The organism is Paenibacillus agricola (assembly GCF_011440305.1).
In the GTDB taxonomy this organism is placed as follows: domain Bacteria; phylum Bacillota; class Bacilli; order Paenibacillales; family NBRC-103111; genus Paenibacillus_S; species Paenibacillus_S agricola.
In genome coordinates, this window is record NZ_JAAOIW010000002.1 from 58,789 (window position 1) to 82,186 (window position 23,398).

Sequence of the window (23,398 nt, forward strand, 5' to 3'; positions counted from 1 at the left end):
TGCAAATGCCCCCTATTAATCCTTCGAGCTATTTCTATATTCCTTAGGGGACATGCCGAAATGCTTGCGGAAGGTGAAGCTGAAATAATTGGGCTCGGCGTAGCCTACCCTCTCAGCAATCTCAAATGATTTGAGATCAGTCGTCATCAGCAGCTCCTTGGCAGCCTCCATTCGGATATTCATCAGATAGCTGACGAAGGTGAGCTTGGTTTCTTTTTTGAAAATACTGCTAAAGTACCCGGTGCTAATATGTAGAAAGCTGCAAACCTTGCTAATCGAAATATCACTGTCTTGATAATGCGCCTTGGCATAATCCTTCGCTTTATCCACTAGTGTTCTATAGCTATATTGGCGGTCTGCCGCAATACAACTCATCATTTTCGTACACAAAGCAAGCATCCAACGCTTCGCCTCCTGCAAATCGGTGAATCGGTGCAACTCTGCAAAAGGATTGAAATCAGCGCCTACAATCGCGTCCAATTCCGTCCCCGAATCCTTGGCGGCCTTTAGAACAGCCGTTAATAGTTCAAGTAAATAAATTTGATAATCCTTAAAAGAAATCTGCGTATCCACAATATCAAGGAAGAGCTCATCGATAATTTCGTTCAACTCTGGAAGCGTACCCACCTTGATACAGCGAATCAAGGCTTGCTCCTTCAGCTCATCAAAGCGTAGTTTTTCGATAAACCGGGCTTCCACATCCCCAATGCAAATAACCCGATTATTGCCGAGGATCAGCCGATAATCCAGCGCCAGTACCGCATCCTTGAACGGATACCGCAGATCCGTAACCTCCTTGCTGACCGTACCTACTCCGATTGTCACTGTAAACTTCAAATATTTTTCGATGCTTTGGCGAATTTCTTCAAGCACCGCCATCGTTCGCTTCATTACGGCTTCCTGCTTGTTATCCTGAGACACGGTAAGCAGCACGAGCTGGTCATTATGCAGGTATACGATGCCAAGCTGATGCTTATCCACGATTTCCTCGGAAATATTCAACACCGCAAACCTCTTCAGCTCATGATCCCGTGAATATTTTAAGGATTGCTGGAGGGCTAAATTCTGTGCTTTCGTCCTGTCCTCCGATGTTCCCTGCTCACCCGGGTTGTCCAGACTAATGACCGAAACCAGGAATGCCTGGCCTTGCAAACGGACATTATAGTTGCTTGCCTTTTCGTAAATTTCCGCCTTCGAAAGCTTCCTGGTCACCAATGCAGCCAAAAACACCTCGCGTAATACAGGCAGGCTTTGGCGATAATGCTCCTGCAGCGTATGTATATTTTCCTTGCGCTCCATTTCTTCGTCAATGAGGCGCTTGATTACAACCAGCGCCTGAATAAATTCCCCTGCGGAAAAGGGCTTCAGCACATATTCGTCAATATGCATCTTGATTGCTTTTTGTGCGTATTCAAACTCATCAAAGCCTGTTAAAATAATAATCTTTGTTGTCGGATATTTCTCCCGTATCCATTCCGATAGCTGCATGCCATCCATAAAGGGCATCTTAATATCGGTCACCACCACATCTGGCAGCCAACGCTCGATCATATCCATTGCTTCCTTGCCATTCTCTGCCTTATCTATAACCTCGAAGCCCTGCTCTGCCCAATTGATTTCCTGAATGATACCTTCTCTTACCTCTTCCTCATCCTCGACCAATATTAATTTATACATACTAAATCCTCCTTGAGGTAAATATGGATGTAATTGTCATATGATTATATCAGTATACAGCAAATAAACCCAATGCAAAGTCGCTGGCTGCGATCGTATGCCATTAGGTTTATAAGTCTTACAGGAAAGGCTACCGCATTTTCAAAATCGCTTCTTTACCTTTCATTCCAGGCACAATGCCCATCCGCTCTGCCTCATAGGTAACGGATTCCAGTGGAGCTTCCAGCAGCTCCTCTATGGTCTTAACGCCAGTGGCTCTTGCAGCGATAATGAGGCGGTCCTTCAAACGTTCATTCAGCAATCCCACATCCAAGGCGCCGCACATGATATAACCTTTATCCGTAGAAACCATAACCAAGGTGGTCAGCGGTAACTTAACCTCGATCGCTATGGCCGTAAAGCCTTCTAATACAACAGGAGTCATCTGTATCATGGCTATCCCTCCTACTTATCGCTTGTTGTACAATATGTTGGAAGTGGCGGGAATGTGAATGAAATTAACGGTCAAGCGTCGAATCGTAAATAGCAACCACTGTAACACTTTTTAAAGTAACCACGTCATAATCCGCCAATTCCGTTTGAATCTCAACAAGGTTTTCGACCATATCTGTAATGATTTCGGTAATTTTATCATGGTCAACGATTTCTTCCAAAGGAATTTTAATATTTTGCTTTAACGTTTTCTCTATAGCACCCTTTAATGTATCTAAAGAGTAATTAACATCATATAAATACCGACTTTCTATTTGCAGAAATTTTAAAGCTTGTGGGATTTTCTTAACATATGTAGCCATTCCAAGCACTCCTTCGAATCGAATAATGAATAACCTGTATAGAACCTTATCTCAGTTTGCCGACAAAAGCTACAGCAATTTTTATTTTGTTGGATCTGGATCCTAGCCATCTCTAATTCATTCGGTTCGGCTAGTTTCGAAATTCGCTTTAAAGTGATATAGTAGGGCTAGGCATCGTTTAAATGGAGGCGTCCTCATGGAAAAAACACAGGCAAATAAAGACAATGGGAAATATTTATTCAATGTAGACATCCTCGTTGAAAGCGATACCAACGGTCGCGCTCTAGAAAAGCTGCTGCACATTCTGAATTCTGCTGATATTCAAGACTACTTGGTCAAAGAGGGAATTCAACTAGGACAAAGAATCCAAACGATCATGCGGGAATCGATTGGTAAACAATCAGCCCTACCTAACATAGATTCTGTGCCTAGATCCGAAACTAAACCAGAGGCTTCTATCAGCAAAACCACTAAAAAAATAAGTATAAGCGAAGCTGCCCATCAACCTATTTGGGAGCAATTCCAAGGGTTTAAAGAGCGTAATTCCTTGATTCGCCTCACCATTGTCAAAGCAATGGGCATCAAGCTAAGTATCCCCTGCCGTATCCTAAATGTGGATCAAGATAACGGGAATGTATCTGTATACCATGTGGATGAGAGACAGGTTTATTTGTTTAAAATTAACGAAATCGACGATTATTCCGCAAGCTAATGGGTAAGCCTCTACCGAATAGGGCGTACCCACAAAAGAAGAGAGCCTTAGCACGGAGTAAGTTTACTCTCTGCTAAGGCTCTTTTCTTTGCACACCAACCCAAACCAAGCATAAATACTTGTGCGACTATCACATGTTAGTCCTGCCTCTGATCACGCTCGCTATTCATTCAGTCCGTTTCTTACGAAGCTGCCACCTGCTTCATCCGCAGCACCAATTCTTGGATTTTCTCAGTGTTAACCGGCGGACTGAACCAGTAGCCTTGAATTTCGTTACAGTCGTTATTACGCAGGAAGCCAAGCTGCTCCTCTGTTTCTACGCCTTCGGCAATAACCTTCAAATTCATATGCCTAGTCATTGCTATGATCGAAGCCACAATCGCCGCATCGTTAGGATCCGTCATAATATCGCGTACAAAGGATTGGTCAATCTTCAATTTGTCGATCGGGAACCTTTTCAAATAGGAGAGCGAGCTATAGCCGGTGCCAAAATCGTCAATACTGATTTTCACGCCTAATGCCTTGAGCTCTAATAGCACCCCAATGGCAAAATCCACATCCATCGTACTGCTTTCTGTAATCTCCAGTTCCAAATAAGCTGAATCCAGTCCTGCTTGGGCTAATACGTGGGATACTTTATCACGCAAATCATGCTGCAAAAACTGGCGCGTTGAAATATTCACCGAAACTGGCACGAAAATAAGCCCTTCGTCCTGCCATTGTTTATTTTGCCGGCATGCCTCCTGCATGACCCACTCACCAATCGGAACAATCAAGCCGCTTTCCTCGGCAAAAGGAATAAATTCCTTAGGCGATACCATCCCCCGTTCAGGATGAAGCCAACGGATTAAGGCTTCGAATCCAACAATCGCGCCCGTCTCAATATCCATTTGTGGCTGGTAATGCAGCATCAATTCATTTTGGCTCAATGCCCGCCGCAGCTCATTTTCCAAGGTTAGCCGTTTAAGCGAAACTGACTTCATATCCGAATTAAAAAGCTGGTATGTATTTTTCCCTTTTTCTTTGGCACGGGTCAAGGCAATATCTGCACATGTGGTCAAGGAATCCGCATCGACATCATCCTCGGAAAGCATGGCGATTCCAATGCTAGCCGTAATATGAAGCTGGTATTGCTCTAAGCTAAACGGCTCCTCCAGAACATCAAACACTTGCTTAGCTAGATCCGCTATATGCTGCGTTGGTGAAAGACCCGTGAAAAACAGAGCGAACTCATCGCCTTCGGTGCGAGCCAAATAGTCATTTTCTGTAATGCAGCGGCTAAACCGTTCCGCGAGCTGCAGCAGGAGCATATCTCCATAATCATGCCCAAAGCAATCATTCACCACTTTAAAGCGATCAATGTCAACGAAAAACACAGCCAGCATGCTCTTATGCTTCAGCGCTGTAATCATCGCTTCATTCAAATGGCTTGCGAACAGCCTGCGATTAGGCAAGCCTGTCATGTCATCATAATAAGCCATATGGCGTATTCGTTCTTCCGTCCGTTTATTGGAGGTGATATCTTGGCCAATGACAATGATGCCTGTTACTTCATCGCCTTGCTTGATAGGCGCCGCGGTAACCTCCAAGTCCACCCGATAGCCGTCCTTATGCTGGACTGCTGTTTTGAACGTTTGCGGAGCGCCTTCACATACCTGCAGAAAAGCCTGCAAGGAATGCACCACTGTCTCCTGGGTAAGCAGGGTTTGAAATTGCTGGTTTTCCATTTCTGTATTGATATAGCCCATGATCTGCTGGGTGTTGCCATTCACTTTAATAATGCAAGCCTTTCGGTCCAGCAAAAATACGATGTTAGGGTTATGCTCGAATAAGGATTCAAACACAAATTGATTTTCCTTCAGCCAGCTCTCCATAGAATCATGTATAGAGGATCCATCAGCTTGGTTGTGATGAAAAAACCAAGCGGAACGAAATACAAGAAGACATAGCAGGACAAAAGTACCACTAAATACCCACACCATCGGATTCGGAATCCACCACACCATGCCTAGGGTAAACAGAAAATATCCGCAAAATAGCACAAAAAGTTTGGTTGGAAACGTGCCAGAGCCGGAGCTGGTAGCCTTTATCATCATAGACCCCCCTTCAGCGGATATACATAAACATGAATCCAAAAAAAAATTTTAATAACGGGTTGGTTTTCTTACAGCCAACGCCACAAATAACCATGCCAGTAAAAACGCCACACCGCCAAATGGTGTGATAATGCCTAGCTTTGTATATCCAGTAAGACTAAGCACATAGAGGCTTCCCGAGAATAAAACAATACCAGCCAGCATCAACCAGCCAGCTCTTACAAGATGGAGACTTTTTGGAAAATGCGCAGCGATCAGCCCGACGGCGATCAATCCCAGCGAGTGGTACATTTGGTATTGCACACCTGTCTGAAAATTAGCTAGCATATTCGGTGTCAATATCTCCTTCAGCGAATGAGCCCCGAAAGCACCAAAGGCTACCGATAAAAAGGCGCTCATACAACCAATAGCTACAAAACGAGCATTCATTCCCTAACCTCCACATATCCATAAAGTAGCTGTGGTCAGAGCAAAACCGGTTTCGCCTATAGCGGGAACCGGTTCTAGGCATCAAACAGCTTATTGAATTTCACCAACATCATGCTGGCCGATAATTAATGTAATAGGATCTAGATAAATTCGGGTCGTAGCAGGATTAGTGATCAGATCAATCTCAATGTCGACGATCCGGCACCGTTGCTGCTTGCCTTCTCTTGTATCATATACCACTTCAAATTGCTTTAAACCTAATTCCTTAGTAATTATAGTTGAGCCTACAGCCAATGCGGACAACTCATACTTACCATGATCAAATAAAACCTCAGACATGATCTCATCGTTCATATCCACTATTTTCACAGATTGATTGATTAAATAATTCAAATAAAACTCCTCCTTAAGCTTTGCTAATGCCTAAAGGATTGAATTCGACATAATTCTAGGTAAATCCTGCCTATACCAAAAAAATCTAGGACTATGGTCTTTGATTTTCCTAAAATCATGTCCATGCTTAACTTAAACTGGGTAGACTGGTTAGAATGGTTAGTATTTATGGAATATTCATCCTCATGATTAGTAAGCTAGTCCTATTCTATACTAACCTAACTTGTTAAGAGGGTTAAAGCTGCGCTATAATTCAACAAAAAGCGCATGCAGGAGGTCGGTTTCTGTTGGAAAAAGTAATCGAACTACACGAGGTTTCTTATACGAAGGATCGCAAAACGGTGTTGCAACAGATCAATTGGCAGGTCAACCCAGGAGAGCATTGGGCAATATTGGGCTTAAACGGCTCTGGAAAAACCACCTTGCTTAATTTGTTGAATGGCTACATGTGGCCGAGTACTGGAACGATCCGTGTACTTGGGCATGAATTCGGCGATGTGGATGTGAGGGAGCTGCGCAAGCTCATCGGCTGGGTAAGCTCTTCGCTGCAGGAAAAGCTGTATGGCTCCGACCGCACGCAATACGTGGTCATTAGCGGCAAATATGCCTCTATTGGTTTATATGAAAATCCAACGGACGAGGATTACGAGCTGGCACTTACGCTTATGAAGCGTTTGGGATGCAGCCATTTGGTGGATCGAACCTACCAAAGCTGCTCACAGGGTGAAAAACAAAAGCTGTTAATAGCCCGCGCCTTGATGGCTTCACCTGCTTTATTGATACTGGATGAAGCCTGCAATGGATTGGACTTTATTTCGCGAGAAATGCTCTTATCCAGCATCGCCGAGCTGGCAGCCCAGCCCGACGCGCCCCATATGCTGTATGTCACTCACCATACCGAAGAAATATTGCCCATGTTCAGCCATACCTTATTAATTCGCCGTGGCGAAATATTTATGGGCGGCAAAACGTTCGACGTTGTCAACAGCTCTAATCTGTCCGTATTTTTCGAGACGCCAGTTGATGTTCGTTGGCATCAAGAGCGTCCTTGGCTTTCGGTCACGTAATTACACCTTAACCTCTGCCCCTGCACGTACCTTATTTGCTGACACTGTTTTTAGCGCATTCTGGTAACGTACATAGACCAATAAAGACAGGGTAATCAGCGCCGCCATTCCCCAGAACACCAGGCTGTAGGAAACAGACAATGGAAGATGCTTGCTCCACTCTATCGAGACGCCTGTTAGCGCTACGCCAAATGCCCCCCCAAAAAACTGCGTCAATTGAGCCATTCCCATCCCCGCCCCAATCTCCGACTTATCCAGAATCCGGGACATTTCATTGGAAACACTCGTTGTCAATGCAGAAACAGATGTGCCCATAATAATATAAGCGCCCATGATCGCGTATGTGGACATCCCGCTGAACAAAGCCAGGCATACTGTGGCCAGCAGCAACGTCCAATGGCCAGCGCGGATCAGCACCGCATTTCCGTAGCGGTCAATTATTCGCCCGATATAACGGGCTGCTATAAAGGACAAGATCGCTCCGGGAAAAATAAGCAGCCCTGTTTCCGCGGCACCTTTCCCATACAAATGCACGAGAATAATCGGCATCAGAAACAACGTCGAGAAATGGATCACATAAGCGGAGAAGCCCATCACCATCAGATCGATAAACCTTCGATTACGCAATAGGCTTGGTTGAATAAAAGGATGCTGAATCCGATTGATTCTCCACCACAATAAACCAAATGAAGCCACACCTAAGGCAAGCAGCAGCATGGAATACGAGGTAAGGAATAATAAGGTGCCTGTAGTTCCAATACCGATCAATAAAGCCCCTATAATGTCAAAATGCACAGGCTTTGTTGGCTCCTTCGGCAGCAGCTTGCCGAAAAAAGGAATAAACAGCAGCACAATGGCCGTAACAGTAAACAAATAGTTCCAGCCCAAATATTGGGTGATCGTTCCGCCCACAACAGGGCCTAGCCCAAAGCCTAATGAGGCTGCCGATATGATCGTGGACATCGCCTTGCCACGCCGCTCAAGCGGAATATAGCGGGTGACTAGCACGACACCCAGTCCCGGAGCGGCGGCTGCCCCTGCTGCTTGCAGCAAGCGCGCCAGCAGTAACGGAACGAAGCTTTGCGACAGCATGCCAATGATCGAGGATATGCCAAGCAGGCATAAGCCAATCAACAGCAGCAGGCGGATGGGCAGGAAATCTGAGAGACGGCTGTAAGTAATCGAGCCAATCGCAAACAAAATGGAATATCCTGTTACGATCCATGAAGCGGTTGTAGCGGACAATGCGAAATCCGCGGCTACTCGAGGCAAGGATACATTGAACATCGTCGTATTCATTACGACTAACATAATGATCAAGCTCCATAAAGGAATAACAATGGCTTCTTTAAACGGGGGTATATGATTTCCGTTGAGCATACTAAATCCTCCTTGCCAAATTGTTTTGCGAGTATATAGTTTGATTATAAAACTATTATTATCAAACTATATACCACTTCGGCATTAGGGTCAAATGATTTATTATATACAAATTTATGTTATGATAGGAGATATACTTGGCACTTCAATTACGGCAAGGAGGTTTCTGGAATGAGTCCTAGCTCTACTGACAACAAAGAAACAATCTTCAATATGCCAACAGTAACATCCATGTGGCGGTCATTAATGGAACTTAACCGTCAGGTTAAACAAATGATTCAACAAATGAGCACAGAGGTTGGTATTTCCTGCTCCTCGGTATGCCTCATTTTCAAGCTGGAGCAGGCTGCCTCCATGAAAATGAACGATATTGCCGATTATTTATCAATTACTGTAGGTGCTGCGACCAGCTTGGTCGATAAACTGGAATCCCAGGAATGGATCGAACGGATCCGCTCCATCGAGGACCGGCGGATCATTAATGTACGCTTATCCGATAAGGGAATGATCAAGGTAGCTGAGCTTCGCCAGCATTTTGCCATGCGGGGTGAGCATATATTCGATGCTATTCCCAAAGAGCAATTGGTTATAATGGAGCAGGAATTGGGCAAAATCAATATACTGATGAAGGATTATAACCAGCTATAAAATAGCGTCCACACAAAAAAACCGTCAGCAACTACGCGACGGTTTTACGGTTATGGCTATTCAATAATAAAGCGTATATAACGGAACCTTACATTTGCTGCTCACAGCAATTAGTGGGTTACCACCTATTGCTCCGCCAAGCCTGCTTTGTTTCGATCAATTTGGGCAAGATGGATATTCACATGGTTAATAAAGCCCTGAAACAGGTCGGCGATGGAAACCTCTTTGTCACCATTTAAACCTTTCTTGCTCCAATCCTCCTCCGATAAGCGCTCATAGAACAACGCATTATAAAGCAGGAGCGCATGGAATGCGCTTAATATCTCCTCCATACTCGTTGCATTGGATCTTGAGCTAGCCACCCAGGCATCCTGGTCGTAGAGCAAAAATTGCGGCGTGTTTTCTGCAACTATTTTACGGATACGAATGGCATGTACCATGCTTGAATCAACAAGATGGGCTACCACTTCTTTAATACTCCACTTGGCCGGAGCCGGTTTCCATTCCAATTGAAGGTCTGTCAATCCTTCGATTTTTTCTTGAATGCACACGTAAGTTGCCCTGTACTCGTTAACGGGACGCAATGTAATTTCGCTCATGCTCATACTCCCCATTCCTTATATAATTGGTCGTTATGCTCCCCCTTAAGAGGAGGCTGGCGATAAACCTGGAATTCATAACCGGACAGCTTGACTGGATAACCCACTGTGGTGGTGTTCGTATTATTAGGCAGCGGCAGCTCATGCAGCAGCCCTGAGTCGAGAACCGCTTGATCGTTCAAAATATCGGCAAAATTATTAATCGGTGCACAAGGCACTCCTCTGCGGTCAAACTCCTCCAGCCACTGCACAGCAGTCTTTGATTGAAACACCTGCTGCAGGATAACCGCAAGCTCCTTTTGATTGTGGGCGCGCAAGGCTTGGCTCACGAATCTGGAGTCATCGGCGAGCGCTGGCAGATCTACAGCCGCACAAACCTCTCTCCACAATTTATCGTTGCCAGCAGCGATAACGAAGGGCTTGTCGCTAGCGTGATATCCCTGATAAGGCGCATTGCGTGGATGTGCACTCCCCATACGTTTGGGAGCGACCTGGTTGCCGTAATATTCGCTTGTCTGCAAAGCGGATATTCCTAATACACTTGCCAGCATGGAGCAATCGATATACGCACCTTGCCCGCTTCGCTCGGCTTGCAGAATCGAGGCAACAATCGAATACGCACCATACAATCCAGCAACAAAATCCGCAACAGGCACACCGCATTTAACAGGCTCTCCATGCTCTTCTCCAGTCACACTCATCAAACCGCTGATCGCTTGAATGGTTACGTCGAAGGCACCTTTTTGTGAATAAGCCCCCTCTTGCCCATATCCAGAAATCGAGCAATAGATGAGCTTTGGATTAAGCTGCGACAAGCTGTCATAACCCAAGCCAAATTTCCCCAGTACACCTGGTCTGAAATTTTCAATGATTACATCTGCCTTCGTGCATAGCTCTTTGAGGCGAGCCAACTGCTCCGTAGATTTGAAATCTACGGCAATGCTGCGTTTGTTGCGGTTTAACGAGCTGAAATTGGAGCTAAATGCCTCCCCCTCATCGTTAGCGAAGAACGGCGGCCATTCCCTCATGCTGTCGCCAACATCCGGCCGTTCTACCTTCACTACATCTGCACCCAAATCGGCAAACAAAAGCCCGGCAAAAGGACCGGCGGCTATTTGTCCAAACTCCAGCACTTTGATTCCGGAAAGAGGCCCTTTAACGAATTGCGTCATATCTGTCACCTCTTTAAATTTTTTGATGCAAGTTTTTTGATCCTATTCGTCAAGCACTGATTTCGGCGGTAAGCCATAAAGTCAGCTGTAAATAGGCGATTCATTGTCATGCCGAGTAATCACATCGCGGGATTTCCCGGTTTCCACATCATGGATATGGCGTTCTTGCTTGCCGATATCGGTACCATAAATATGAACCGTAATAGCCTGTTCGGCAAATGGATTGGAAACCCCGTGAATATCATAATCCGGTGGATAAACAAAAGTAATATCACCTTGCTTTGCCGTCACCTCAGACACCTCACGGATCGAATACCGAGGATCTGCCAGCCTGCCGTGATCCTCGCGGCGATAGCGCTTTTCGATCACGGAGCCGCGGTATAAACCTACCAATCCCCAAACTAGATGGTCATGGACTGGAGCAGTTTGTCCTGGCCCCCAGATAAAGGCGATGACCGAAAAGGACTCGTTTTCGGGCTTATACAACAAATATTGGGCATATTTATTAGGAAGCGGTGCTTGATAGGCTTCTGGAATCAAATCATCATTAGCCAGCAGCCTTTGAAGCAATGGACGGACAGCATCAATAATTGCGCGGTTTTCCTGGTGTTGCTCCAGCACTGCATCAACATCATATTCCAATTCTTTCCAATTATAGTTATTACTCATTGCGGTTCCCCATTTCCTGTAATATGCCTTGCTAGACTTTGCTAAAGGTTTGTCGCGCAAATTCCGGATAAATTTGTTCTAACTGCCCGCTCACCACACCTCTAAGCGTTGCCAGCTCCTCAGCACTGGGAGCAGCCGTCTCAGGAATCGGTTCCCCCGAGGCTGCAAGTTTAAGGTCAAAGTTTGTTTGTGCTTGCACAAAATGAGCTTGGACGCCTGGCGCCGTATGGGTAAGCTGTAGCCTTCCAGCCTCTGCTTCCTTGGTGATGGCTGCTGGTCGAAATATGCCAAGCGGTGTAAATAAACCAGCTAATTGGCTGGGTCGGTGAACATACGGTTGGGAGCTGGACACCGAGGTGGCAAAATCAAGCTCCTCAGGAAAGCCCTTGGCATTATGATCGGTTTTGAATAGGAGGATCCGCTTGCACATAAAATAAACGATTGCCGAGCCTGCCCCTCCGGGCAAGCGTACTTTGGGCTGGTTGTAATTCCCAATAACGTGAAGGTTAATATTGCCATACGCATCAATTTGAGCCCCGCTTAGAAAAAACACATCAATGCCGCCACGCTGCATAAGATTAAAAAACTCCCCGGTGCCCTCGAACGGCCAACCCGGTTGACCCAGAATATAAAGGATTGCGCTGGGAGCTTGCAGCGCTTTAGCTAATAAAGCTGCCGCCGCAGGCACGGGCGAGTTATTGCCGACTCCGATTACCTCGTGGTCTCGCAACTCCCTGGCTAGCATACAAATCAATAATTCATCCTGTGAGTAACTGGGGCTTATTATATTCATCGTTTGATCTCCCGGAAATACGCGTCAAATAAGTAAGCCTCATGATCCTTAGGGGCTGTTACATAACGATGCAAATAATCTTCAAAGCCGGTCTCCGACTTCGAAGCCTCTAAATAATGCCGAATATGCGTATTGTCGATCTTATAAATTCCTGGGCAGCTTGTAGGGTGGGCTCCGAAGGGAACGTGCACGACAGCCGTGACGAATGCAGCCGGAATCCTCGACCCTTCGGCCTTTTTAAGCTCTTCAGGCGATACGATCTGCTCGACGGAAACAATGGTCCGCTCCGATGCTTGCGCCAATACCCGATTGTTTTGTGAAGGGTGGGCGAGTACATTGCCCTCTGTATCGGCTTGATAAGCATGGAATATAGCTACATCCGGACGAATGGCAGGCACAATCGCGATCTGCTCTTCGGCATTATAAGGATTGGTTAACTGCTTGAAATCCGGGCGGATGCTCATATAATCCGTTCCGATCAGCCCTCTTACCGGAATAAAAGGAATACCCATTGCCCCGGCCGTAATAGCTGCTATTAACGAGGGGCATGCATGCTCCAAGCCTGTAACCGAGTCATTCTCTTGCTCAAAACGCCGGCGAAAATGGGGGGCGAAGCCAAATTCCCCCAAGGAAATTTGCGAGAATTCAATCGTACGGACGCAGTTTGCGCCGAGCAGCAAATCGGCATTAATGGCTGCAGCACCCACGCAGACCAGGGATAAGCTAATCTTCTTGGCACGAATGACTTCGCGAATGAGAGCCATAGGCGACATCTCCATATTGCCGCTAACTGCCAGCGTCATTCCATTTTCGATCAAGTCGATTGCTTCAGTCAGGGTAAGAAATTTGGATGGCATAGCCGAACACTTCCTTAATCGGTATAAGAGAGGGATTTCCGTGAAATCGTTATTGCTAAGGCTATGAAGGGTATGCAGGACCTTTCCACCACGGACAACGTTATACCGGGTAATGGCAAGCTACATAATGACCAGCAGTAACCGACTGCAGCTCAGGCACCACTTCCTTGCAGCGTGCCGTAGCTGCCGGGCATCGGGTGTGGAAACGGCAGCCGGAAGGCGGTCTGGCTGGAGATGGCATTTCACCCTCTAAAGGAACAAAGATCCTTTTGCGCTTAGGATCTGCTATCGGAATAGCTGCTAGAAGTGCATTCGTATAATGATGTGCAGGATGCTTAAACAGCTCATCCGTTGGGGCGATTTCAACTAGCTTCCCAAGGTACATAACACCTATGCGATCTGAGATATGGCGGACAATGTTCAGCCCATGGGCAATAAACAAATAAGTTAGGTCCAGACGCACCTGCAGCTCCTGCATCAGGTTGATTACCTGTGATTGTACGGATACATCAAGCGCTGAAACGGCTTCATCCGCCAAAATAAATTGGGGATTAAGGGCAATCGCTCTGGCAATCCCGATCCGTTGGCGTTGCCCACCGGAGAACTCATGCGGATGCCGGTCATACCAGGAAGGGTTAAGCCCGACAAGCTGCATCACCTCCTGAACCTTTTCCCGTTTGGCTGCACCCCGCAGGGAATCATGTACCCATAGTGGCTCTCCAATAATATCTCCCACGTTCCAACGGGGATTGATAGAGCCAAAAGGGTCCTGAAACACAACCTGCATATCACGCCTTGTATCTTTTAAAGCTTTGCCTCCCAAGCCGACCAGATCTTTTCCTTGAAATAGGACGCTTCCACTTGTTGCCTTCTCAAGCTGTATCAGCACACGGCCCAATGTTGTTTTTCCGCAGCCGGATTCACCTACCAGGCCAAAGGTTTCCCCTTTATAAATCTGGAAGGACACATCGTCCACAGCACGGACTGCTCCTTGGCTACGCTGAAACATGCCGGTATGAATAGGGAAATGTTTTTTAACATTTCTAACTTCAATCAGCGCCGTTTCATTCGCCTGCTCCTTAGCATCGGCAGTAGTACCCGCTCGTTTACCGATGAGCTCAGAGGCTTGATCCACTCTGCCCCAGAATACCTCGGCCGCTGCATTATCCAGCCTCTCGGCGTGCCAGCAAGCTACTTGGCGCCCGTTAACCTCCAGCAGCGGCGGCTCCTGCGCCAAGCAGCGATCCGTCGCATATGGGCAGCGCGGATGAAACCTGCAGCCTACGGGCAGCTCGGACAAGCTCGGAATTGTCCCGCGGATTGTATACAATCGCGTGCTTCGATCATTATCCATCGCAACAATCGATTGCAGCAATCCTTGTGTATAGGGATGTGACGGACTTTCAAAAAGCTGAAGGACATTCGCCTGCTCGACCACTTTACCTGCATACATCACAACAACACGGTCTGCCAGCTCGGCTGCAATCCCCAAGTCATGAGTGATCAACAAGATCGACATGTTGAATTCATCCTTAAGCTCTCGCAATAAATTCAAAATTTGCGCTTGAATGGTCACATCCAGCGCTGTTGTCGGTTCATCGGCGATCAACAATTCCGGACCACAGGCGAGCGCCATAGCAATCATCGCCCGTTGGCGCATACCGCCTGAGAGCTCATATGGATACTGCTTCATGCGGATTTCCGGCTCGGGAATCCCGACTCGACGAAGCAGGGTGATCGCTTTTTCCTGCGCTTTCGCTTTACTGATACGCTCATGCCGAACGATGACCTCAATAATCTGGTACCCGATACTAAATACAGGGTCGAGTGCAGTCATGGGCTCTTGAAAAATCATCGCGATTTTTTTGCCACGCAGCTCGCTAATTTCTTTTTGCGAAAGTTCCACCAAGCTTTGCCCATTAAATTCAATATGGCCTTGGGTGATACGGCCATTATCATAATCAATCAAACGCATGATCGATAAGGAAGTAATGGTTTTCCCGCTCCCGGATTCACCTACCAAGCAAACAATTTCGCCGCTTCCGATTTCCAGATCGACCTTATGGATGGCATTAAGCGAACCGCTTGCTGTATGGAAATCGACCGATAGCTGGCTAATGTTAAGCAGCTGTTTCACTATCTACACCTCCTGTAAAGCTCTCAGCTTCAACTTATGCCCTCTGCTTCCTTGGATCCATCCGGTCACGAAGATCATCGCCAATCATATTGACTACAACAACTAAAGTGGTTATAGCTAGACCAGGAAAGGTAGCGATCCACCAAGCCACTGTCATATAGCTACGCCCTTGGGAGAGCATATAGCCCCAATCAGGAATTTCCTGGACAACACCCAGACCCAGAAAGCTTAAGCCCGTAAATGACAGAATCGATCCCCCTACACTAATCGTCATCATCACAAGCAAGGGCGAGAAGCAATTGGGCAATATATGGCGAAACATAATTTCCAGATGGGACGTACCGATGGAACGGGCTGCATCAATGAATGGACGATTCCGAATCGTAATCACCTGACTTCGCACTACTCTCGCTTTATTGGGGATCGAGGCTATACTAATCGCTATGATAATATTAAAAAAGCTAGGCCCCAGCACAACAGCAATGACGATGGCAAAAAGAATACCAGGAATCGTCATCATCACATCGGTCACCCGCATAAATATAGAGTCGATAAAACCTCCCCAATACCCGGCAACCAAGCCAATAAGCGTACCAACGAAGCCCCCAATCAAGGTAGCTATGACTCCAATCATTAAAGATTGCCTGCTGCCATAAACAATAAGCGACCACACGTCTCTCCCGAATTGATCCGTTCCCAACCAATGGGTAGCACTAGGTGCTTGCAGTAAATGGTCTGTTTGCATATCCGTAGGCGAATAAGGAGCAATCCACTGCGGGATAAGGGCACATACGACCAAAGCAAGCAGAATCACTATCGATAAACCTAATAGTATGTTGGGAAATGGCCATTTTTTGAATAGGGAGCCGGAGCTTCTTTCTATCCTTGCCTGGGGCAGCAAGGTTTCCGTAGAAACAGAGTTCATCAGCAAGATATCACACCTCCGTGCTCTATTTTAAAAGATTACTTCGATTTTCGGATTCGTGGATCTACGTAGGAATAAGAAATATCCACAAGCAGGTTGGTAACCACCGTAATGATCGCTGTAATCAATACCGCTGCCTGGATGACAGGAATATCCTTTTGGTTAATGGCATCCACAACCATTTTGCCAAGCCCTTGCCTGGAAAATACGGTTTCTGTCACTACAGCTCCAGATAGCATATTACCGACAATAATGCCCAGGATCGTAATTGCAGGCAATAGCGCATTACGCAGTACGTGCTGGTATAGCACAGCCCTTTCACTTAATCCCTTGGCTCGAAGCGTCAGGACATACTGCTCACCAATGACCTCCAGAACACTATTGCGAACCATCCGGACCAAGGTGCCTGCTCCCGAGATGCCTAAGGCAATCGAAGGAAGAATCAATTGCTTGAAGGTGCCGTTACCAATAGCGGGGAGCAGCTGGAAATGGACCGAGAAAATTAAGATAAGCAAAATGGCTACCCAAAACGAGGGCATCGATACCCCTAACAAGCTAATAAAACGAATCACATAATCTAAAAAGCGGTTGCGGTACACCGCCGACAATATGCCTAATAAAACACCGAAGAAAGCGGCGAACAGTGTGCTGAGAGCCGCCAATGACAAGGTCGCAGGCATCTGCGCGAGCAACCGGTTAAGCACAGGCTGGCTATTGGCAAAGGATGTACCGAAGTCGCCTTGGACACTGCTCCAAATATAGGACAAATATTGCTGCCATAATGGACGATCCAGTCCCAGCTGCTTTCTCAAAAATTCGACACGGTCCGGTGCGGCATCATCTCCTGCCAGCATAACCGCCGGATCTCCCGGAAGCCAGTGGACGATCAGAAAAACCAATGTCAAGGTACCCAGGATAACAGGAATGGACGCCATGATCCTTCTCCATATATAACTTGCCATAGCTGGTTCTCCTTCCCTTCATTAATGTTCAATCCAAGCCTCATAAAATACAGGCCATGCTGGAGAATCAAAGGTGATGCCATGGACTTCCTTCACCGTTGCCAAGGAATATTGGAATACGTAGGTGGGGATGGAATATACATTTTTGATAATATGCTGCTGTATTTTTTTATATATTTCAATGCGCTTTTGTGGATCAATTTCCAATAAGCCATCCTCTAGTAATTGCTCCAACTCCGGATCATTCGATCGGGTCGCATTATTTTTCCCGGACGGTCCTTTAGTTGAATATAATTGGCGCAATACATTCGGGTCTCCCGAAAATTGGCTCCCGGCGAGTATATCATAATCGTTTTTAAGCGTGCGCTCAGACATCGTACCCGATGGCAGGGAGACGAGCTTCAGCTCAATTCCGGCTAGCTTCAGCTGCTGGGTAAGCATCGAGATGAGGTCCAGCCGTTTCTCACGGTTGCCTTGTGTATCAAGAAACTCAATCGTTAGCCTTTTGCCATCCTTAGCACGAATGCCATCTGTGCCTTTTTTCCAGCCCAGCTCTTCCAATGCATCATTCGAGCTTTTCAAATCGTATTTCCACGACTTTTCCAAAGAGGCATCGTAGCTATAGGTTTGGGGCGACAAGGGTGACCAGGCTTGCTTGGAGGTACCAAGGTAGATCGTTTTAATCGCAGAATCAAGATCTAGCGCTGACCTGAATGCCTCTCTGAATTTCAGATTGCTCCATGGCTCACGGGTTTGATTAAAATAAATTTGATGGTTGGCTTGAATTAATTCCGTTTCCAGCACTTTGAAATTTTTATCGGCTTTCAGAGCGACCAAATTTTGTGGCGGTATAATATCGGCCAGCTGCGCCTGCTTGCTTTGCAGCACACTCACCCGGGTAGATTCCTCATCCACGTATTTAATCGTAATTTTATCCAAATAGGCTGGGCCTTGGTGCTTGGCGTTCGCAGGACCCCAATTGTAATCGGGGTTTTTCTCTAATTCCACTTGCGAGCTTGGCGTCAGCTTAAGCAGCTTAAATGGTCCTGTACCTACTGGGTTTTGCGGATATTTATCGCCAAATTTCTTGACAGCTGTGGGGGAAACGAAGCCTAGATCCACCTTGGCCGCATTTACCAGAAAAGGAGCATAGGGTGAGGCAAAATTGATTCGGGCTGTGAATTCATCCACGACCTCCGTAGAGGTATAAGGACCGATCTCATTTAAAGAAATCGTCGACTTGGTAGCCGGGTCCTTGATCCGGTCGAAGTTGAATTTCACGGCTTCCGCGTTAAACGGCGTTCCATCGTGAAACTTCACATCCTTGCGCAGCTTGAACGTATAGCTCTTCTTATCCTCAGAAATTTCCCATGATGTAGCCAGCCAAGGCTGGATCGAATGATCGGGAAGCTCAACAACCAAGCTGTCATACAAGGAACGCATAACCCGTGTGCTTGGTGCAAAACCGGCCTTATGCGCGTCCAAGCTGTCATTGGTGACCGTACCCGCCAGAGCCCATACAAGCTCGCCACCAGGTGTGACCTTGCCTGGCTCCGCTCCAGCCACTGGATTGCTTTTACTTGTATCCGCATTGCTGCAAGCTGAGAATAATAGCGCCATGCCTACGAGCATAATGATAAATTTAAAGGATGATTTCTTTTTTGCCTGCTTCATTGTTGTCCCCCTATGTCTCCAAGTATTTATGTGTGGCCTATTGCGCCTAAACCGATACTTCGGCTGCACTATATCGGTTGAGCGGGAATTGTAAGCCTAAATGGCCACGCAGAGTATCGCCGTTATAGTCATCACGGAACAACCCACGTGCTTGTAGAATCGGCACAACCAGCTCGACAAAATCATTCAGGCTGCTTGGCAAAGCCGAGAAAATAATGAACCCGTCGGCTGCGCCCCCCTCAAACCAGCGTTGTACGTTATCCGCGACCTGCTCTGGCGTGCCGACAAAGGTGCTTCTAGGCGTTGCAAACCGCAATGCGGTTTGGCGAAGCGTCAGCTTCTCTTCCCTCGCGATCCGTTTGATCCGATCGGTCGAGCTTCGATAGCTATTGCTTCCAAGATCACCCAGCTCAGGAAATGGTTCATCCAGCGGATATTGTGTAAAATCGTGATAGGTAAACGGGCGCCCTAGCTGGATCAAAGCATCCTGAAGATTCACACGGCCCACAATCTCCTGAAATTTAAGCTCTGCTTCTTCCTCGGTACGTCCAATAACGGGACCGATGCCAGGAAATACGAGAATTTCATCAGACGCTCGCCCATGGGCTGCTGCCCGTTGTTTAATGTCGGCATAAAAGGCTTTTGCTTCCTCAATAGTTTCATGGCCCGTGAAGATGGCATCTGCACTTTTAGCAGCTAAATCCCTGCCTGTGCTGGAACCTCCAGCTTGAAAAATAACCGGTTGGCCTTGCTTGGATCTGGCAATATTTAAGGGGCCCTTAACCGAGAAAAACTCACCTTTATGGTTCAACGTATGCAGCTTGCTTTTATCGAAAAACTCGCCGGTTTCCTTATTCCTCACGAAAGCATCATCTTCCCATGAGTCCCATAGCCCTCTGACAACCTCAAGATGCTCTTCAGCTCGCTTATAACGAACCTCATGGTCAAAATGCTCGGGCCTGCTATAATTCTGGGCAGCACCTTCAAGCCCTGTCGTTACGACATTCCAGCCAGCTCGCCCATGGCTGATATGGTCTAACGAGGCGAATTGCCTGGCCACAGTAAACGGTTCCGTATAGGAGGCCGTAAGCGTGCCAACAAGCCCAATATGCGAGGTTGCCGCACCAATCGCCGACAACACCGTCAACGGTTCAAGACGATTTAAAAAATGCGGTGCTGAGCCTTCGGTAATATAAGGGCTATCGACAATAAATACGAAATCGAATTTGCCGGCTTCGGCTTTCCGGGCAATTTTCTTGTAGTGGTTAAAGCTTACACTCTCATCGCCATTTAATTCTTCATGCTTCCAACCATGCTTGGTTGTTCCTACACCTGTAATCGTAGCACCCAACTTCAATTTCCTTTGGTCAGACATGATTACGTCCCTCCTTCTATTAGCACAAAGTACGGTCAATGTGTGCAGCTGCGCGGCCGGGATACATCCCGGCCACTCCGCTGGTTAGGCATCTAGCTTCTAAATATTCATATATAAGCTTATTTTACTTGTAAACACTCTGTTTACTATTACGATTAACTGGAACCTGCAGCCCCAAATTGCCCCGCAAGGTATCATGGTCATATTCAGTACGGAATAATCCGCGTTCTTGCAGGATGGGCACAACAAGCTCGACAAAATCCTTCAAAGCAGCGGTTGTTCCAGTGCCCACAATAAATCCGTCCGCAGCGCCTTCCTCGAACCACTTCCGGATCGAATCTGCCACTTGGAGTGGCGTTCCTATAAAGCCACTCCTCGGTGTGGAGAATAGGAGCGCAGTCTGGCGAAGCGTCAGGTTGTTCTCCTTAGCCGTTCGTTTGATACGGTTGGAGCTGCCTTGGTTGCTTTTATCACCCAAATCACCTAGATCCGGGAAGGGCTCATCTAACGGATATACGGTAAAATCGTGGTCATTGAACGGCCGGCCCAGCGCCGTCAAGGCATTTTCGATCGTCACCAGATTAGCATAAGCTTGATAGTTGCGCTCTGCTTCCTCCTCAGTACGTCCTATAATAGGACGAATATTCGGGATTACGAAAACATCATTGGGGTCTCTGCCATATAAAGCGGCCCGCTTCTTTAAATCCGCATAATACAGCTGGGTTTCTTCAAAGGACTCGTGTCCCGCATAGATAATATCTGCATGCCTCGCTGCAAAATTCCTGCCATCATCAGAGGTTCCTGCCTGGAAAATGACCGGCTGCCCTTGCTTCGAACGCGATATATTTAGTGGTCCCTTAACCGAGAAAAACTCGCCTTTATGGTTCAATGTGTGCAGCTTACTCTTGTCAAAAAACTCGCCGGTTTCCTTATTCCGTACGAACGCATCGTCTTCCCACGAATCCCATAGCCCTTTAACAACCTCCAAATGCTCGCCGGCTAACCGATAACGCACATCATGGGACAAATGCTCAGCTTTGCTGTAATTGCTTGCGCTGCCTTCCAGCCAGGAAGTGACAATATTCCAGCCTGCACGGCCATGGCTAATGTGGTCCAATGAAGCAAACTGCCTCGCAACCGTAAAAGGTTCACTGTAGCTGACCGTCAATGTTCCTACAAGCCCAATTTTCTCCGTAACTGCTGCAAGCGCAGAAAGAATCGTCAACGGCTCAAATCGGTTCAAATAATGCGGGCTTGACCGTTCCGTAATAAACACACTATCGGCAACAAACAGGAAATCAAATTTGCCAGCTTCCGCTTGTATAGCCTGCTGCTTATAAAATCCAAAGTTAACACTGGCATCACTGTATGCCTGTGGATGACGCCAGTCTGCCCAGCTGGCTCCGGCTCCATGCAGCTGTGCTCCTAGCTTTAGTTGTCTCTTACGCGCCATTATTGCCGCCTCCTCAGTTCGTAATGCTTACTTTGCTATTACGGTTAACCGGAACCTGCAGCCCCAAATTGCCACGTAAGGTATCACGGTCATATTCGGTGCGATATAAGCCGCGTTCTTGCAGGATCGGTACAACCAGCTCGACGAAATCCTGCAAGCCGCCCGGAATCGCAGAGTTAATAATGAAGCCATCGGAGGCTTCCTCCTCCAGCCACTGCTGGATCGTATCTGCAACTTGTGTTGCCGTTCCGACGAAGGTCGATCTTGGTGTTGCTAAGTGCAAGGCGACCTGGCGTAAGGTTAAGTTTCCGTCTTTCGCTAGCTTTTTAATTTTTTGCGAGCCGCCTTGTTGGCTGTTGTTGCCCAAATCGCCCAAATCCGGGAATGGCTCATCCAGTGGATATACCGAGAAATCATGGTCGTTAAAGGGGCGTCCCAGTGAGATAATCGCATCTTCGATGTTAACCAGGTTCAGCTTCTCTTGGAATTTACGTTCCGCTTCTTCTTCGGTTCGTCCAACAATCGGGCCAATGCCAGGCAAAATAAATACATCATCCGGCGACCGCCCAAAGCTTGCTACGCGACGCTTCAAATCCTTATAATATTCCTTTGCTTCCTCAATCGACCTAAAGCCTGCGAAGATGGCATCCGCTTTTTGTGCTGCAAAATTTCTGCCATCCTCTGACGTACCCGCTTGGAAAATAACCGGCTGCCCCTGCTTCGAGCGGGCAATATTAAGTGGACCCTTCACAGAGAAAAACTCGCCTTTATGATTCAGAGTGTGCAGCTTGCTTTTATCGAAAAACTCGCCGGTTTCTTTATTGCGGGTGAACGCATCATCTTCCCAGGAATCCCATAAGCCCTGGACAACATCCAAATGCTCTCTGGCCAACCGATACCGTGTTCCATGGTCCGGATGCTCGGGCTTGCTATAATTTTCGGCACTGCCGGACAGCCAAGAGGTAACAACGTTCCAGCCTGCGCGTCCATGGCTGATGTGGTCCAGTGAAGCGAACTGCCTGGCGACGGTAAACGGCTCGCTATAGCTGGCTGTTAGCGTAGCGACCAAGCCAATATGGTCGGTGACTGCTGCAAGAGCGGATAAAACCGTCAAGGGCTCAAATCGGTTAATGTAATGCGGGCTGGATTTCTCATTGATCGAAACACTGTCGGCAATAAAGGCGAAATCGAATTTGCCAGCTTCAGCAATCTGCGCTTGCTCTTTGTAAAAACCGAAATTGGTGCTGGCGTCCGGCAACGCATTAGGATGGCGCCAATCGGCCCAGCCTCCACCTACTCCATGAATCATTGCACCCAGTTTTAGCTTTTTACGATTTGACATCTCAATTCCTCCTATGGTTTCATGAATGCTTACTATTCCGATTAAATTACTATTAATTGATAAAAGCATACCTCAACACTCAATTTTTGTAAAATCGAAATACATGATGCTTTTCATCACTTTTTATGAATTAAATGAAATAAATTCAATATATTATAGTAATCCGATCGTTTTAATTTATTTTATACTTAAAACATATATACATAATAAAATTCGTTTTGTACAATTGAAAAAATAGAACATT

The 23,398-nt window shown here is 46.9% G+C and carries 22 protein-coding genes; 3 read left to right on the plus strand and 19 right to left on the minus strand.

The window, feature by feature from the left end; all coding sequences use genetic code 11:
- Positions 1-15: 15 nt before the first annotated feature.
- The 3 genes from G9U52_RS04755 to G9U52_RS04765 form a co-directional block, all read right to left on the minus strand.
- Positions 16-1,677, minus strand: a complete 1,662-nt coding sequence (locus G9U52_RS04755; protein WP_166146833.1) for a response regulator — start codon at positions 1,675-1,677, stop codon at positions 16-18.
- A gap of 130 nt (positions 1,678-1,807) precedes the next feature.
- Positions 1,808-2,110: a YunC family protein gene (locus tag G9U52_RS04760; RefSeq protein WP_166146835.1), complete on the minus strand. Its 303-nt coding sequence runs from the start codon at positions 2,108-2,110 to the stop codon at positions 1,808-1,810.
- Positions 2,111-2,174: 64 nt separating this feature from the next.
- Positions 2,175-2,471 carry a hypothetical protein gene (locus tag G9U52_RS04765; protein ID WP_166146837.1) on the minus strand — a complete coding sequence of 99 codons (297 nt, stop codon included), beginning with the start codon at positions 2,469-2,471 and terminating at the stop codon, positions 2,175-2,177.
- 196 nt (positions 2,472-2,667) lie between these two features.
- Between G9U52_RS04765 and G9U52_RS04770 the strand changes: the two genes are divergently transcribed.
- Complete coding sequence (locus G9U52_RS04770) at positions 2,668-3,183, plus strand: hypothetical protein (protein ID WP_166146839.1); 516 nt, start codon at positions 2,668-2,670, stop codon at positions 3,181-3,183.
- Positions 3,184-3,365: 182 nt separating this feature from the next.
- Here G9U52_RS04770 and G9U52_RS04775 read toward each other — a convergent pair whose 3' ends face one another.
- The 3 genes from G9U52_RS04775 to G9U52_RS04785 form a co-directional block, all read right to left on the minus strand.
- Positions 3,366-5,279, minus strand: a complete 1,914-nt coding sequence (locus G9U52_RS04775) for a sensor domain-containing protein (RefSeq protein WP_166146841.1) — start codon at positions 5,277-5,279, stop codon at positions 3,366-3,368.
- Positions 5,280-5,327: 48 nt separating this feature from the next.
- Positions 5,328-5,708 (minus strand): DUF423 domain-containing protein, encoded by a 381-nt coding sequence (locus tag G9U52_RS04780; RefSeq protein ID WP_166146844.1) that lies wholly within the window; start codon positions 5,706-5,708, stop codon positions 5,328-5,330.
- 90 nt (positions 5,709-5,798) lie between these two features.
- Positions 5,799-6,101 carry a hypothetical protein gene (locus G9U52_RS04785; RefSeq protein WP_166146846.1) on the minus strand — a complete coding sequence of 101 codons (303 nt, stop codon included), beginning with the start codon at positions 6,099-6,101 and terminating at the stop codon, positions 5,799-5,801.
- 287 nt (positions 6,102-6,388) lie between these two features.
- Here G9U52_RS04785 and G9U52_RS04790 point away from each other — a divergent pair, with 287 nt between their 5' ends.
- Entirely contained in the window at positions 6,389-7,168 is a 780-nt protein-coding gene (locus G9U52_RS04790; protein ID WP_166146848.1) for an ABC transporter ATP-binding protein, read from the plus strand.
- On the opposite strand, the gene G9U52_RS04795 is transcribed toward G9U52_RS04790, so the two are convergent.
- Entirely contained in the window at positions 7,169-8,548 is a 1,380-nt protein-coding gene (locus G9U52_RS04795; protein ID WP_166146850.1) for an MFS transporter, read from the minus strand.
- Between the two features lie 171 nt (positions 8,549-8,719).
- On the opposite strand from G9U52_RS04795, the gene G9U52_RS04800 reads away from it, so the two are divergent.
- Positions 8,720-9,196: a MarR family winged helix-turn-helix transcriptional regulator gene (locus G9U52_RS04800; RefSeq protein ID WP_166146852.1), complete on the plus strand. Its 477-nt coding sequence runs from the start codon at positions 8,720-8,722 to the stop codon at positions 9,194-9,196.
- Between the two features lie 125 nt (positions 9,197-9,321).
- Here the strand turns inward: G9U52_RS04800 and G9U52_RS04805 are convergent, their stop codons facing one another.
- The 12 genes from G9U52_RS04805 to G9U52_RS04860 form a co-directional block, all read right to left on the minus strand.
- Positions 9,322-9,795 (minus strand): DinB family protein, encoded by a 474-nt coding sequence (locus G9U52_RS04805; RefSeq protein WP_166146854.1) that lies wholly within the window; start codon positions 9,793-9,795, stop codon positions 9,322-9,324.
- A 2-nt stretch (positions 9,796-9,797) separates the two neighbouring features.
- Positions 9,798-10,967 (minus strand): CaiB/BaiF CoA transferase family protein, encoded by a 1,170-nt coding sequence (locus tag G9U52_RS04810; RefSeq protein ID WP_166146856.1) that lies wholly within the window; start codon positions 10,965-10,967, stop codon positions 9,798-9,800.
- Positions 10,968-11,048: 81 nt separating this feature from the next.
- Entirely contained in the window at positions 11,049-11,636 is a 588-nt protein-coding gene (locus G9U52_RS04815; RefSeq protein WP_166146859.1) for a cysteine dioxygenase family protein, read from the minus strand.
- Positions 11,637-11,667: 31 nt separating this feature from the next.
- Positions 11,668-12,429 carry a CoA-transferase gene (locus tag G9U52_RS04820; RefSeq protein ID WP_166146861.1) on the minus strand — a complete coding sequence of 254 codons (762 nt, stop codon included), beginning with the start codon at positions 12,427-12,429 and terminating at the stop codon, positions 11,668-11,670.
- Positions 12,426-13,286, minus strand: a complete 861-nt coding sequence (locus G9U52_RS04825; RefSeq protein ID WP_166146863.1) for a CoA transferase subunit A — start codon at positions 13,284-13,286, stop codon at positions 12,426-12,428. Before G9U52_RS04825 ends, G9U52_RS04820 begins: the two co-directional genes overlap by 4 nt.
- Positions 13,287-13,386: 100 nt before the next feature.
- Entirely contained in the window at positions 13,387-15,423 is a 2,037-nt protein-coding gene (locus G9U52_RS04830; protein ID WP_311764807.1) for an ABC transporter ATP-binding protein, read from the minus strand.
- A 34-nt stretch (positions 15,424-15,457) separates the two neighbouring features.
- A complete protein-coding gene (locus G9U52_RS04835; RefSeq protein ID WP_166148101.1) occupies positions 15,458-16,348 on the minus strand; it encodes an ABC transporter permease in 891 nt (296 codons plus the stop codon).
- Between the two features lie 38 nt (positions 16,349-16,386).
- A complete protein-coding gene (locus tag G9U52_RS04840) occupies positions 16,387-17,310 on the minus strand; it encodes an ABC transporter permease (protein ID WP_166146865.1) in 924 nt (307 codons plus the stop codon).
- A gap of 21 nt (positions 17,311-17,331) precedes the next feature.
- Complete coding sequence (locus G9U52_RS04845; RefSeq protein WP_166146867.1) at positions 17,332-18,984, minus strand: ABC transporter substrate-binding protein; 1,653 nt, start codon at positions 18,982-18,984, stop codon at positions 17,332-17,334.
- 46 nt (positions 18,985-19,030) lie between these two features.
- Positions 19,031-20,359, minus strand: coding sequence for an LLM class flavin-dependent oxidoreductase (locus tag G9U52_RS04850; RefSeq protein ID WP_166146882.1), 1,329 nt, complete (start codon positions 20,357-20,359; stop codon positions 19,031-19,033).
- A gap of 124 nt (positions 20,360-20,483) precedes the next feature.
- Positions 20,484-21,812 carry an LLM class flavin-dependent oxidoreductase gene (locus G9U52_RS04855; RefSeq protein ID WP_166146884.1) on the minus strand — a complete coding sequence of 443 codons (1,329 nt, stop codon included), beginning with the start codon at positions 21,810-21,812 and terminating at the stop codon, positions 20,484-20,486.
- A 13-nt stretch (positions 21,813-21,825) separates the two neighbouring features.
- Entirely contained in the window at positions 21,826-23,154 is a 1,329-nt protein-coding gene (locus G9U52_RS04860; RefSeq protein WP_166146886.1) for an LLM class flavin-dependent oxidoreductase, read from the minus strand.
- Between the last annotated feature and the right edge of the window lie 244 nt (positions 23,155-23,398).

Excerpts from the sequence above, each read along its gene's own strand:
- G9U52_RS04795 (WP_166146850.1), bottom strand. The coding sequence starts at position 8,548 with ATGCTCAACGGAAATCATATACCCCCGTTTAAAGAAGCCATTGTTATT.
- G9U52_RS04835 (WP_166148101.1), bottom strand. The coding sequence starts at position 16,348 with ATGAACTCTGTTTCTACGGAAACCTTGCTGCCCCAGGCAAGGATAGAA.
- G9U52_RS04760 (WP_166146835.1), bottom strand. The coding sequence starts at position 2,110 with ATGATACAGATGACTCCTGTTGTATTAGAAGGCTTTACGGCCATAGCG.
- G9U52_RS04805 (WP_166146854.1), bottom strand. The coding sequence starts at position 9,795 with ATGAGCGAAATTACATTGCGTCCCGTTAACGAGTACAGGGCAACTTAC.
- G9U52_RS04775 (WP_166146841.1), bottom strand. The coding sequence starts at position 5,279 with ATGATGATAAAGGCTACCAGCTCCGGCTCTGGCACGTTTCCAACCAAA.
- G9U52_RS04755 (WP_166146833.1), bottom strand. The coding sequence starts at position 1,677 with ATGTATAAATTAATATTGGTCGAGGATGAGGAAGAGGTAAGAGAAGGT.
- G9U52_RS04860 (WP_166146886.1), bottom strand. The coding sequence starts at position 23,154 with ATGTCAAATCGTAAAAAGCTAAAACTGGGTGCAATGATTCATGGAGTA.
- G9U52_RS04815 (WP_166146859.1), bottom strand. The coding sequence starts at position 11,636 with ATGAGTAATAACTATAATTGGAAAGAATTGGAATATGATGTTGATGCA.
- G9U52_RS04800 (WP_166146852.1), top strand. The coding sequence starts at position 8,720 with ATGAGTCCTAGCTCTACTGACAACAAAGAAACAATCTTCAATATGCCA.
- G9U52_RS04850 (WP_166146882.1), bottom strand. The coding sequence starts at position 20,359 with ATGTCTGACCAAAGGAAATTGAAGTTGGGTGCTACGATTACAGGTGTA.
- G9U52_RS04810 (WP_166146856.1), bottom strand. The coding sequence starts at position 10,967 with ATGACGCAATTCGTTAAAGGGCCTCTTTCCGGAATCAAAGTGCTGGAG.
- G9U52_RS04855 (WP_166146884.1), bottom strand. The coding sequence starts at position 21,812 with ATGGCGCGTAAGAGACAACTAAAGCTAGGAGCACAGCTGCATGGAGCC.
- G9U52_RS04765 (WP_166146837.1), bottom strand. The coding sequence starts at position 2,471 with ATGGCTACATATGTTAAGAAAATCCCACAAGCTTTAAAATTTCTGCAA.
- G9U52_RS04820 (WP_166146861.1), bottom strand. The coding sequence starts at position 12,429 with ATGAATATAATAAGCCCCAGTTACTCACAGGATGAATTATTGATTTGT.
- G9U52_RS04770 (WP_166146839.1), top strand. The coding sequence starts at position 2,668 with ATGGAAAAAACACAGGCAAATAAAGACAATGGGAAATATTTATTCAAT.
- G9U52_RS04825 (WP_166146863.1), bottom strand. The coding sequence starts at position 13,286 with ATGCCATCCAAATTTCTTACCCTGACTGAAGCAATCGACTTGATCGAA.
- G9U52_RS04780 (WP_166146844.1), bottom strand. The coding sequence starts at position 5,708 with ATGAATGCTCGTTTTGTAGCTATTGGTTGTATGAGCGCCTTTTTATCG.
- G9U52_RS04845 (WP_166146867.1), bottom strand. The coding sequence starts at position 18,984 with ATGAAGCAGGCAAAAAAGAAATCATCCTTTAAATTTATCATTATGCTC.
- G9U52_RS04840 (WP_166146865.1), bottom strand. The coding sequence starts at position 17,310 with ATGGCAAGTTATATATGGAGAAGGATCATGGCGTCCATTCCTGTTATC.